Source organism: Alkalibacillus almallahensis, assembly GCF_011761495.1.
In the GTDB taxonomy this organism is placed as follows: domain Bacteria; phylum Bacillota; class Bacilli; order Bacillales; family Alkalibacillaceae; genus Alkalibacillus; species Alkalibacillus almallahensis.
Window position 1 is genome coordinate 196,050 of the sequence record NZ_JAASRU010000002.1, and the last position, 11,926, is coordinate 207,975.

The 11,926-nt window shown below is 39.2% G+C and carries 17 protein-coding genes and 1 other annotated feature (1 of these 18 running past the window's edge); of the genes, 16 read left to right on the plus strand and 1 reads right to left on the minus strand.

Annotated elements, in window-relative coordinates; genetic code table 11:
- Window positions 1–54: a sequence feature (ribosomal protein L21 leader region), on the plus strand; it begins 20 nt to the left of the window's first position.
- A 13-nt stretch (window positions 55–67) separates the two neighbouring features.
- From rplU to yajC, 16 genes are all read left to right on the plus strand, one after another.
- The gene (gene rplU / locus FHR85_RS03000) at window positions 68–376 is read left to right on the plus strand and encodes a 50S ribosomal protein L21 (protein WP_167260933.1); all 309 of its coding nucleotides are present in this window, start codon (window positions 68–70) and stop codon (window positions 374–376) included.
- An 11-nt stretch (window positions 377–387) separates the two neighbouring features.
- Window positions 388–720, plus strand: a complete 333-nt coding sequence (locus tag FHR85_RS03005; protein ID WP_167260935.1) for a ribosomal-processing cysteine protease Prp — start codon at window positions 388–390, stop codon at window positions 718–720.
- A gap of 14 nt (window positions 721–734) precedes the next feature.
- Window positions 735–1,025 (plus strand): 50S ribosomal protein L27, encoded by a 291-nt coding sequence (gene rpmA, locus FHR85_RS03010; protein ID WP_167260937.1) that lies wholly within the window; start codon window positions 735–737, stop codon window positions 1,023–1,025.
- Between the two features lie 145 nt (window positions 1,026–1,170).
- Window positions 1,171–1,686 (plus strand): Spo0B domain-containing protein, encoded by a 516-nt coding sequence (locus tag FHR85_RS03015; protein WP_167260939.1) that lies wholly within the window; start codon window positions 1,171–1,173, stop codon window positions 1,684–1,686.
- Between the two features lie 27 nt (window positions 1,687–1,713).
- Window positions 1,714–3,003, plus strand: a complete 1,290-nt coding sequence (gene obgE / locus FHR85_RS03020) for a GTPase ObgE (protein ID WP_167260941.1) — start codon at window positions 1,714–1,716, stop codon at window positions 3,001–3,003.
- A 76-nt stretch (window positions 3,004–3,079) separates the two neighbouring features.
- Window positions 3,080–3,544: a LysM peptidoglycan-binding domain-containing protein gene (locus FHR85_RS03025; protein WP_167260943.1), complete on the plus strand. Its 465-nt coding sequence runs from the start codon at window positions 3,080–3,082 to the stop codon at window positions 3,542–3,544.
- Window positions 3,545–3,644: 100 nt separating this feature from the next.
- On the plus strand, window positions 3,645–4,403 hold the full coding sequence (gene nadE, locus FHR85_RS03030) for an NAD(+) synthase (RefSeq protein WP_167260945.1): 759 nt from the start codon (window positions 3,645–3,647) through the stop codon (window positions 4,401–4,403).
- 52 nt (window positions 4,404–4,455) lie between these two features.
- Complete coding sequence (locus FHR85_RS03035) at window positions 4,456–4,953, plus strand: YhcN/YlaJ family sporulation lipoprotein (RefSeq protein ID WP_167260947.1); 498 nt, start codon at window positions 4,456–4,458, stop codon at window positions 4,951–4,953.
- A gap of 264 nt (window positions 4,954–5,217) precedes the next feature.
- On the plus strand, window positions 5,218–5,976 hold the full coding sequence (locus FHR85_RS03040; protein WP_167260949.1) for a (S)-benzoin forming benzil reductase: 759 nt from the start codon (window positions 5,218–5,220) through the stop codon (window positions 5,974–5,976).
- 26 nt (window positions 5,977–6,002) lie between these two features.
- Window positions 6,003–6,722, plus strand: a complete 720-nt coding sequence (locus FHR85_RS03045) for a YebC/PmpR family DNA-binding transcriptional regulator (protein ID WP_167260951.1) — start codon at window positions 6,003–6,005, stop codon at window positions 6,720–6,722.
- A gap of 143 nt (window positions 6,723–6,865) precedes the next feature.
- A complete protein-coding gene (ruvA, locus tag FHR85_RS03050; protein WP_167260953.1) occupies window positions 6,866–7,471 on the plus strand; it encodes a Holliday junction branch migration protein RuvA in 606 nt (201 codons plus the stop codon).
- 11 nt (window positions 7,472–7,482) lie between these two features.
- Window positions 7,483–8,484, plus strand: a complete 1,002-nt coding sequence (ruvB, locus tag FHR85_RS03055) for a Holliday junction branch migration DNA helicase RuvB (protein WP_167260955.1) — start codon at window positions 7,483–7,485, stop codon at window positions 8,482–8,484.
- Entirely contained in the window at window positions 8,481–8,681 is a 201-nt protein-coding gene (locus tag FHR85_RS03060; protein WP_167260957.1) for a DUF2905 domain-containing protein, read from the plus strand. Before ruvB ends, FHR85_RS03060 begins: the two co-directional genes overlap by 4 nt.
- 17 nt (window positions 8,682–8,698) lie before the next feature.
- Window positions 8,699–9,724: a tRNA preQ1(34) S-adenosylmethionine ribosyltransferase-isomerase QueA gene (gene queA / locus FHR85_RS03065; protein WP_167260959.1), complete on the plus strand. Its 1,026-nt coding sequence runs from the start codon at window positions 8,699–8,701 to the stop codon at window positions 9,722–9,724.
- Between the two features lie 18 nt (window positions 9,725–9,742).
- A complete protein-coding gene (tgt, locus tag FHR85_RS03070) occupies window positions 9,743–10,879 on the plus strand; it encodes a tRNA guanosine(34) transglycosylase Tgt (RefSeq protein ID WP_167260961.1) in 1,137 nt (378 codons plus the stop codon).
- Window positions 10,880–10,896: 17 nt separating this feature from the next.
- The gene (gene yajC, locus FHR85_RS03075; RefSeq protein ID WP_167260963.1) at window positions 10,897–11,154 is read left to right on the plus strand and encodes a preprotein translocase subunit YajC; all 258 of its coding nucleotides are present in this window, start codon (window positions 10,897–10,899) and stop codon (window positions 11,152–11,154) included.
- A gap of 385 nt (window positions 11,155–11,539) precedes the next feature.
- Here yajC and FHR85_RS03080 read toward each other — a convergent pair whose 3' ends face one another.
- Window positions 11,540–11,920 (minus strand): TIGR04086 family membrane protein, encoded by a 381-nt coding sequence (locus tag FHR85_RS03080; RefSeq protein ID WP_167260965.1) that lies wholly within the window; start codon window positions 11,918–11,920, stop codon window positions 11,540–11,542.
- Between the last annotated feature and the right edge of the window lie 6 nt (window positions 11,921–11,926).

Consider the following 11,926-nt stretch of genomic DNA (forward strand, 5'->3'; position numbering starts at 1 on the left):
AGAAGGTTTTTAAACTCAATTTGAGTACCTTTAATGGCGAGTCTGAGTAATTAGAGGAGGTGCAAGTATGTACGCAATTATTGAAACTGGTGGCAAGCAAGTAAAAGTTGAAGAAGGTCAGGAAATTTTCGTCGAAAAGCTAGATGGTGAAGCAGGCGAAGAAGTGACATTCGACAACGTTCTTTTCGTAGGTGGAGACTCTGCTAAAGCAGGAACACCATACGTTGATGGCGCGTCTGTTACAGGTAAAATTGACCGTAACGGCAAAGGACGTAAAATCACGGTTTTCAAATATAAGCCGAAGAAGAACTACAAGCGTAAGCAAGGTCACCGTCAACCGTATACTAAAGTAACAATTGATAAAATCAATGCGTAAGGACTGTCAGCATGATTGAAGTAATCGTTAACCGTTATCCTGATGATACAATTAAAGGCTTTCAAATGTCGGGACATGCAGATAGTGGCCCATATGGACATGATTTAGTTTGTGCAGCAGCTTCTGCTGTTTCATTCGGAGCTGTTAATGCGGTTATTTCAATATGTGACATTGAACCATTGATCGATCAACGTGAAAATGGTGGATTTTTAAATGTGACGTTACCAGACGATTTAACAGGTGAAGTGTTAGAACAAGCACAATTACTGTTAGAAGGTATGGTCGTCTCACTTGAAACGATTGAAAGAGACTATGGACAATATATTCACATTTCAAAATCTTAAGGAGGTGCATGGTAATGCTACGTCTAAATTTACAGTTTTTCGCTCAGAAAAAAGGTGTAAGTAGTACGAAGAACGGTCGTGACTCAGAGTCGAAACGTTTAGGCGCTAAACGTGCGGACGGTCAGTTCGTATCAGGCGGTTCAATTCTTTACCGTCAGCGTGGTACGAAAGTTTATCCGGGCTATAACGTAGGAATTGGTGGCGACGACACACTTTTCTCTAAAGTAGATGGTGTTGTTCGTTTCGAACGTTATGGACGCGATCGTAAAAAAGTTAGTGTTTATCCAGAAGCTCAAGAAGCGTAATGGATGAAAAACCGACTCTAGCCTAATAGAGTCGGTTTTTTTGTGATTATGTGATACAAATTAATAGTTATAGTGACCATTTTCGTCAAATGTTGAGCGTTAATTTATGGTATTATGGAGGAAAATCTTAATGTAGGTGATTGTCATGGAACGCCAACAATTTTTACAATGGTTACGTCAGTACCGACATGATTTAATGAATGATTTGCAAATCGTTCAAGGCTATGGGAGTATGGGAAAGTACGAAAAGTCACTTAATAAAGTTAATGACTTAATTGAACGCTTGAAGCAAGAACGACTGTTACAAACGTTAAATTGTGATGAGTTTGTTTTCTGGTTGTTATCAACATCCCTAATGGAGCATGAATTAAATATTACCTTTTCGGTTAATACTGATTTAACAGAACTGGCAGCATTTGACGAAAAGTTAACCTATGATGGTCAAGCGATTGTTTCAGAGCTTGAAAGCAGTATTATTGCAATGACTGATGTATCAGTTCATGTTGCTATAGAAGGTGAAGAAGAATTAACTTTACAGTATGATATTCATTTGCCGAATGAAGATCAATCAGATTTCATGGAAAGATTGTCTTTTAGTGGTGAATGTCTTCATGCTGAACAAAACGAAGAAAAAGTTTCAATCACGCTAATGTATCATTAGGGTGAATGCAGGAAGTAGGTGAAAGAAATGTTTGTCGATCGCGTTAAAGTATTTGTTAAAGCCGGTGATGGTGGAGACGGACTTGTGTCTTTTAGACGAGAAAAATATGTCGCAATGGGTGGCCCCAACGGCGGAGACGGGGGTCATGGTGGCGACATCGTTTTAGAAGTCGACGAAGGGCTAAACACATTGATGGACTTTCGTTATCAACGTCATTTTAAAGCCAATCGCGGCGAAAATGGAATGAGCAAAAGTAAACATGGAAAAAACTCAGACGCTTATGTAATTCCAGTACCACCAGGCACTACGGTTCGTGATGCTGAAACGCAGGAAGTGATTGCTGATTTGGTTGAACATGGACAGCGCGCTGTTATTGCTGAAGGTGGCCGTGGAGGCCGTGGGAATATTCGTTTTGCCAATTCTCGTAATCGTGCACCAGAATTATCTGAAAAAGGTGCTCCTGGTGATGAATTAAATGTGGAGCTCGAGCTAAAAGTACTTGCAGATGTCGGATTAGTTGGATTTCCAAGTGTGGGTAAATCAACTTTACTTTCAGTTGTTAGTGGAGCAAAGCCAAAGGTAGCAGATTATCATTTTACAACCTTGAATCCTCATTTAGGTATGGTTCGTATTGAAGATGAGCGAAGCTTCGTAATGGCCGATTTACCTGGATTAATTGAAGGAGCTCATGAAGGTGTTGGTTTAGGCTATCAATTTCTACGCCACATTGAGAGAACGCGTGTCATTGTTCACGTCATAGATATGTCAGGACTTGAAGGGCGTGACCCATATGAGGATTACGTTACAATTAATCAAGAGTTAGAAGCTTATGATGAGAAGCTACTTGAACGTCCTCAAATTATTGTCGCGAATAAAATGGATATGCCTGATGCGGAAACACATCTAGAAATGTTTAAAGAACAATTAGGTGAAGATTTACCGATTTATCCGATATCCGCTTATACGCAAACAGGATTACGCGATATGTTATTCGAAGTGGCTAATACACTTGATGAAATACCGAAAGATACATTTGAGACTACTGATGAAGACGCTAGTGATGAACGTGTTGTCTATAAATATGAAGGCGATGATGACAGTTTCCATATCACACGTGATCCAGACGGTGCTTATGTGCTGTCAGGACCAAAAATTGAACGTTTATTCAAGATGACGGACTTTAATCGTGATCAATCGGTTAGACGATTTGCACGTCAAATGCGTCATATGGGAATTGATGATGCTCTTCGCAAGCGTGGAGCAGAAGAAGGAGACACTGTTCGATTATTAGACTTCGAATTTGAATTTGTCGAATAAGATTATGTGTCAACATCCCCTTACTGTGTGCATAAATTAGGGTAACGCCTAAATTCACAGTAAGGGGGTATTTATAATGAAATTTCATATCGTGAAGCAAGGTGAAACAATGGCCTCAATCGCGGAACAATATGGCCTTTCTGAATCAAATCTTTATGACATGAATAAACATTTATCTGATGTAACAGAAGTGTTAGAAGGCATGAAAGTGAAAGTGCCTCAACAAGCGGTAGCTAATCGCCAAGAAGTTAAACAAAAGCAAACGAGTTCGAGTCATTCAAATGAACGATTTCCGTTTCCAGATCATGCAAAACCTCGGTCGATCCCGGTTATAAGAGAAGACGAATGGTTTGATAAAAAATTAGCACCTTATATTCAAAATCAAGGAAATTCTAATTATAATAATGGTTCTTATCAACATTATGGTACTAATCAGCCGGTATCTTTACCATTTCCGTATCCACATTTTTATCGTGAGAACCCGTATGGTTATGGCTGGAGTAATGGCTATGGCTGGAATAATGGTTGTGGTTGTCAATAAAAGTTTTAAAGTGATCAAGTCGCATTCGTCGGCTTGATTTTCTTTTTAATTCCATTATGATAGAATAAATTTAACAAAGTGGAGTAAAGGGGAGCAGTATATGGAGCAACATATCAACCAGTTAGTTCAGTGGTTACAAGAAACCGTTAAAGACACAAATTCAAATGGATTAGTTGTCGGTTTGAGTGGAGGTATTGATTCAACAGTTGTAGCATATCTAATTAAACAAGCATTTCCTGAGCAATCATTAGGAGTTATTATGCCTTGTAAGAGTGCAGATCAAGACCGTGATGATGCTGAATTAGTAGTAGAAGAATCTGGCGTTAATCATATGACGATTGATTTAACAGACCAACATGAATCAATGTTCTCGACCATTAAGCAACAAATTGAAAACCAAGGGGAATGGAATTCGGATAAAGAACAAATCGCAGATGCTAATTTGCGTGCTCGCATGCGCATGAGCACCTTATACACGGTAGCTGCTAACTATAATTATTTAGTTGTAGGTACAGACAATGCAGCTGAATGGTACACAGGTTACTTCACTAAACATGGTGATGGTGGCGTTGATATTGTTCCATTACTTCACTATACAAAAGAAGAAGTTCGTGAATTAGGTCGTGCATTAGGTGTACCGAGTAAGATAGTTGATAAAGCTCCGAGTGCAGGATTGTGGGATGGTCAAACTGATGAGTCAGAAATGGGCGTTTCGTATGATGCCATTGATGCCTTCTTAAACGGAGAATCAGTGAGTGATGGCGATGCTGAAAAAATTGAAATCATGCATGAACGAACAGCACATAAACGCGCTTTACCTAAATCACCTCCCGATTTCCATCATTTCACACTCGAATAATTGTATGTTTTAACACCTCTTATTTCAAAATAATGAAACGGAGGTGTTTTGCATGTTTAAGTCAATAGTTATCATTCTGGTTACGTTTGTTTTAGTTTCAGGCTGTACATTTGTTAACCCAGAACGTGAGGCTAACCGAACGCAAGATGATCACACGATGGAATCACAGGGAGACGCTGAGTTAACTCCTGAACAGCAGATTCGTTTGAATATGTATGAAAACCCTCATGAATACTTTAATGAGAAGCAAATTGAGGATACATTAGATAATTCGGATGGAAAACCGTATGTCTCTAAAGAAGTGACAGAACGTAAAGAGATGGAACGAAAATTATATGAAGAAGTGATGCATTTAGATGAAATAAAACAAGCTGGTATTTCGGTCCAAGAGAAACACATATACGTGTCTGTTCAATTGACATCACGAACAACAGAGGAAGAGGCAGTTACGGAAGTGAAAAAAGTAGTAGAAGACATTACAGATCGAACGGATGTCAGTGTCTACGTCAACCGAGAATTTCATAATCGTATCGAAGACCGAAAAGAGTAAACAGGCTCATCCTGTTTACTTACATATTAGCTTTGTTAAAGTCCGTTGTTGATATTGTGATCCGCTATCGGTGGACGCTTTCCGCGGGCACGGCTCGAGCCTCCTCGGAAGAAAAGCACTTCCTGCGGGGTCTCGAGACACGTGCTGTTCCCGCAGGAGTCGCCACCTTCGCTACTCATAATTCAACAACTCTCAGCTACATCATTTGAAAATTAACAATTAACTTTAACAGAGACTACATATTAATAATTGGGGGATTATATCATGAAATATGCTATTGTAACAGGAGCATCAAAAGGGTTAGGAAAAGAAGTGGCTAAAAACTTAATGCAAAGTGGCTACCATGTTATTTCTGTTGCTCGCCAGCAGCAAGTTGACGAATTAGAAATGCTAACACAAAATAACGAACCGAATTACCGTCATATCTCAGGTGATTTATCTAATGTAGACCAAATCGAAAACATAGCGACATCTTTGGCGGAACAATTAAATCAACAAACCGTGGAAGAGTTACTGATTGTAAACAATGCAGGTATGGTTACGCCTATGGGTCCTGTAGGTCAGTTAGAAAATGAAACGATTGCTAAACATGTCACATTGAATCTAACAGCACCTATGATGTTAATTAACACATTAAAAGCGCAGGTTAATCCGAATCGTTTGGCTGTCATTAACATTACCTCAGGTGCAGCAGAAAAAGCAATCTACGGTTGGAATGCTTATAGTTCTACGAAAGCTGCGATTAATCAATATACAGAAACCGCAGCAGTAGAGGCAAGTGAGTTAGGCACTAATGATCTTCACATTGCTTTTAGCCCTGGTGTGATGGACACTGATATGCAAGGCGAAATTCGATCTGCAACTACTGATGAGTTCAAAGACGTTGACAATTTCAAGCAATTAAAAGACAATAATCAATTGCGGAGCCCGAAAGAGGTTGCCGACTTATTACAAAACTTAATTAACGACCAAGAACAATTAGAAAACGGTCGTGTTTACCGAGTTCATGATTTAATTCAATAATTTCCATAATAAGGGAGGGGAATGTCATGGCTGGACACTCAAAATGGCATAATATTAGACATAAAAAGAATGCCAAAGACGCTCAGCGCGGGAAACTTTTTATGAAACTGGCTAAAGAAATCTATGTGGCTGCAAAAGAAGGTGGTGCTGATATGGAAACAAACTCAGCACTTCGTTTGGCAGTTGATAAGGCCAAATCAAACAATATGCCGAATGATAATATTGAGCGCGCTATTAATAAAGCAACAGGTAATCTAGATGGTGCTAATTATGAAGAATTCACTTACGAAGGATATGGCCCAGGTGGAATTGCCGTTATGGTCGATGTACTAACCGATAATAAAAACCGCACAGCCTCAGAGGTACGCCATGCATTTAATAAGAATAATGGTAACTTAGGAGAAAATGGTTGTGTCTCTTTTATGTTTCGTCGCAAAGGTTATATCGCGATTGAGCGTGATCAGATAGAGACTGATGAAGAGGAGTTTATGCTAGAAGCGATTGAAGCGGGTAGTGAAGAAATCGAAACAAGTGATGAAGTATTTGAATTATTTACTGAACCCGAAGATTTTGAAACGGTTCGTGACACGATGAAGGAACATTATTCATTAGCAGCTGCTGAATTAACGATGGTTGCTGATACGTATACACCCATTCCAAATGAACATGAAGAAGATATGGACCATCTTCTTAACATGTTAGAAGATCTTGATGATGTGCAAGAAGTCCATCACAATATGCAATAATTAAGGGCCACTTCTCCAAGCTGGGGAGGTGGCATTTTTACTTTATGGTGTTAAAAAAACGTAACAATAAATTACGGACGAATGGGCTATGACATGTTAAACTAGAGAGAGAACGTTTGTTCAGACATAGTAGGAGGAACAAAATGTACGCATATATACAAGGTAAACTAACATCGATTACCGAAGAGTATGTCGTTTTGGATGTTGATGGCGTCGGTTATGAAATATGGTGTCCACATCCTTTACGTTACCAATCCAAACAAGACGAATCCGTTAAATTATTTACATATTTTTATGTCCGTGAAGATACTCAGATGCTTTATGGTTTCTATCAGAGCGAAGAGAAAGATTTGTTTAAGAAGTTATTAAACGTCTCGGGCATTGGACCGAAAAATGCGTTAAGTATTGTGAGTGAAACATCCGTCCATGATTTTGCTCAAGCCATTGAACAAGAAAATGATGCTTATTTAACCAAATTCCCTGGTGTCGGTAAAAAGACAGCTCGCCAAATGATCTTAGACTTAAAAGGAAAAGTGGATGCATGGATGCAAACGTCTGTTGATGATATGTTGACGATTGAGCATGAAGCACAGCCAAACCATCAGCAGTATGACGAGGCAATAGAAGCATTATTGACACTTGGTTATACGAAACGAGAAATTGATAAAATCGCACCAACATTAAAATCTTATCAAGCAGAATCGACAGATGAATTGGTGAAACAAGGTCTTCAATTATTAATGCGTTAAGGGTGAGTTGAATGGATGAACGAATGGTTTCAAGTGAAGCTCAGTGGGAAGATGTACAAGTCGAACAAAGTTTACGTCCGTCAACACTGAGGCAATATATAGGACAAGATAAAACAAAAGAAAACTTAAAAATATTTATCGAAGCGGCTAAAATGCGTGAGGAGCCATTAGATCATGTCTTACTATACGGACCACCTGGACTTGGTAAGACGACATTAGCTGCGATTATTGCAGAAGAAATGGGTGTGCAATTTCGGACGACATCTGGCCCAGCGATTGAAAGAGCTGGTGATTTAGCAGCTATTCTATCCTCGTTAGAGGCAGGGGACGTCTTGTTTATTGACGAAATCCATCGTCTACCGCGTTCAGTTGAAGAAGTATTATATCCTGCCATGGAGGATTTTGTACTCGACATTGTGATAGGTCAGGGGGATGCAGCGCGGTCAGTAAGGTTAGACTTACCTCCTTTTACTCTTGTAGGTGCTACCACAAGGGCTGGGCTATTATCAGCTCCTTTACGCGACCGTTTTGGCGTCCTCAGTCGTCTCGAATTTTATCAAGTGACAGATCTCTGTTCGATAATCGAAAGAACAGCATCTGTTTTTGAATTCGATATTGATCAACAAGCAACCGAAGAGATCGCCTCACGTTCGCGTGGAACCCCAAGAATAGCTAATCGTTTATTAAAACGTGTTCGAGATTTGGCCCAAGTGAACCGTGAACCTATCATATCGATTGATAGTGCTAATAAAGCGTTAAATATGTTACAGGTAGACGCATCAGGTTTAGACCATATCGACCATAAATACTTACTCAGTATCATTGACCAGTTCAAAGGTGGTCCCGTTGGTTTAGATACATTGTCTGCTACTATTGGAGAAGAGTCTCAAACGATTGAAGATGTCTATGAACCATTTTTACTTCAACAAGGATATGTTCAACGTACACCGAGAGGTCGAGTGGCAACGCATAAAGCATATGATCATTTTAATCGGGAGGTTCGTGAAACTTGACTGGTTTTGGCAAGTTCTTTATCTTAATAGGCGTACTATTTATTATGATTGGCTTGATATGGAGTTTTATCGGTAAGTTACCTGGAGATATTACGATTAAAACAGGTAACACAACGTTTTATTTTCCGATCGTAACTTCAATTGTTGTCAGTATCATTTTAAGTGTGATTTTCATGATTATTGGAAGGTTTAAATAAAGGGACGTGTAGAAACAATGAAAATAGAAGATTTCGATTTTGATTTACCTGAAGAACTAATTGCTCAAACACCATTAAAAGACCGAGCGGCTTCTAATTTGATGGTGTTAAATCGTGAAGATGAATCGATTGAACATCGAACCTTTTCTGATCTATTGGAATACTTACAACCAGGTGATAGTCTGGTTCTCAATAATACTAAAGTATTACCTGCTCGTTTATTAGGAACGAAAGAAGAAACAGGAGCTAGTATCGAATTATTATTATTACATCAAATTGAAGGAAATCGCTGGGAAGTATTAGCAAAACCAGCTAAGAAATTTAAAGAAGGTACCACTATTCAATTTGGTGATGGCTTATTAACAGCAACCTGTGTTGAAACACTCGACCAAGGCGGTAAAATTGTCGAATTTGACTATGAGGGCATCTTCTTAGAAGTACTTAATGAACTTGGTGAAATGCCTTTACCGCCTTACATTAAAGAACAATTAGATGATCAAGAGCGTTATCAGACAGTGTATGCTGAAGATCCTGGTTCGGCTGCAGCTCCAACAGCAGGATTACATTTCACTGAGGATTTATTGAACAAGATTCGTGAGCAAGGGATTAATATAGTTTATCTGACGTTACATGTAGGGCTAGGGACGTTTAGACCTGTTCAAGTCGATAACGTAGAAGAACACGACATGCATGCAGAGTATTATCATTTATCTCAAGAATCGGCTGAACAACTAAAAGCAACGAAGGAAAACGGTGGTCGCGTTATTGCTGTTGGGACGACGTCAATCAGAACGTTAGAAACAGTTATGCGCGATCATGGCGAATTAAAAGCAGCTTCGGGTTGGACAGATATCTTTATCTATCCTCCGTATCAGTTTCAGGCCGTTGATGGTCTAATTACAAACTTTCATTTGCCTAAATCAACATTGATTATGTTGGTTAGTGCTTTTGCGAATCAGAATTTTATCATGCATGCTTATCATGAAGCGATTCGAGAAAGATATCGTTTCTTTAGTTTCGGCGATGCGATGATCATATTATAAAGATTAGGAGACGTGACCATGGCCATTACTTATGAGTTGTTTAAAACGTGTAAACAAACAGGTGCCAGATTAGGAAGAGTTCATACACCACATGGATCATTTGACACCCCAACGTTCATGCCTGTAGGAACACTTGCAACAGTTAAAACGATGGCACCAGAAGAATTAAAATCGATTGGTGCGAATATAATACTCTCAAATACGTATCACTTGTGGTTAAGACCTGGAGAAGATATTGTTGAAGAAGCAGGTGGATTACATCAGTTCATGAACTGGGATGGGTCCATTTTAACTGATTCTGGCGGATTTCAAGTGTTTAGTTTGAGCGATATGCGTCAAATTGAAGAAGAAGGTGTACACTTTCGTAACCATATAAGTGGTGCAAAGTTATTCTTGTCACCTGAAAAAGCAATGCATATTCAGAATTCGCTTGGTTCTGATATTATGATGGCGTTTGATGAGTGCCCACCTTACCCAGCATCCTATGATTATATGAAATCATCAGTTGAACGGACAAGCCGTTGGGCAGAACGTTGTTTAGAAGCTCACCAAAAGCCTAGTGAGCAAGGGTTGTTTGGCATTATCCAAGGTGGGGAATATGAAGAACTCCGTAAACAAAGTGCCAAAGATTTAACGAGTTTAGATTTTCCTGGCTATGCCATAGGTGGTCTATCTGTAGGTGAGCCAAAAGATGTCATGAATCGCATGCTAGATTATACAACACCATTATTACCCGATAACAAACCTCGTTATTTAATGGGGGTAGGGTCACCTGATTCCTTAGTGGACGGGGCTATGCGTGGTGTGGACATGTTTGACTGTGTCTTACCAACACGTATTGCACGAAATGGAACTTGTATGACATCTAATGGACGATTGACTGTTCGAAATGCTAAATATGCTCGTGATTTCACACCGATCGATGAGAACTGTGATTGTTATACTTGCCGTAATTATACTAGAGCTTATATTCGTCATTTGATTAAGGCGAATGAAACTTTAGGTATTAGGCTTACGACTTATCATAACTTATACTTTTTGGTAAAATTGATGGATGAAGTTAGAAATGCGATTCGAGAAGATCGCTTAGGAGATTTTCGCGATGCATTTTTTGAACAATATGGTTTTAATGAACCCAATGCTAAAAACTTCTAGAAAGGAGGGGTGAAAGAATGGATATTATTGGTGCAATTCTTCCGATTGTCTTGTTTATTGCATTGTTTTGGTTTATTTTGATTAGACCACAACAAAAACGTCAAAAACAAGTAACAGAAATGCAAAACAACTTAGAAAAAGGCGATGAGATTATCACTATTGGTGGTCTTCACGCTACAGTGCACGCTTTAGACGAAGGTACGATTGTATTAGAAGTTAATGAAGGTCAGAAGCTTACATATGATCGTTCATCAGTTCGTGAAAAGAAAGCATAATAATAAGCCGCTTTGAGTCAATGAACTCGAAGCGGCTTTTTATTATTCAAGCTTTGATAAAATTTAATGTTTATTTTTAAAATGATGTAGTACTTAGTTGTTGAATTGTGAGAAGCGAAGGTGGCGACTCCTGGTCGACTAAGTGCGGTCACGTCCTGTGACCGACGTCGACATTAGACCATCCAGGTCGTCACAGGAACAGCACGAGTCTCGAGACCCCACAGGCCACGCATTTGGGCCGAGGAGGCTCGAGCCGTGCCTGCGGAAAGCGTCCACCGATAGCGGATCACAATATCAACAACGGACTTTGATAAAGCCATTATTTAATACCTCTGAAACTATATCCTAATTAAATGACTGAAATATAATTAGGTAGGATTTCGGGTTAAGTATCATTAGATTGGCCACGTAATTGTACCCCTAAAATACTACCAATAATCGTTGCAATAATAAATATAACGAAATGTAACCACTGTCCTGAATAAACGCCAGTATCGTGGGCTAGAAACTGATAACCAATTAAACTGATTATGTACAAACTACTAACAAGTAGTCCAGATAACCAACCTTTTTGTTCGGTTAAATAGCCACTGATCCCCCCACCAATCATCACAATGAGCGTACTAATAATAAACGGTAACCAACTAAGTTGATCAGTATTAAGCCAATCAAATCGAATGAGTAAAGCTAACACAAAACTTACCGTAATCATTAATGCGTAAATGGACAACACACCTAGTAACACTGCCTTCAAACGTTGATTCAATGTCAC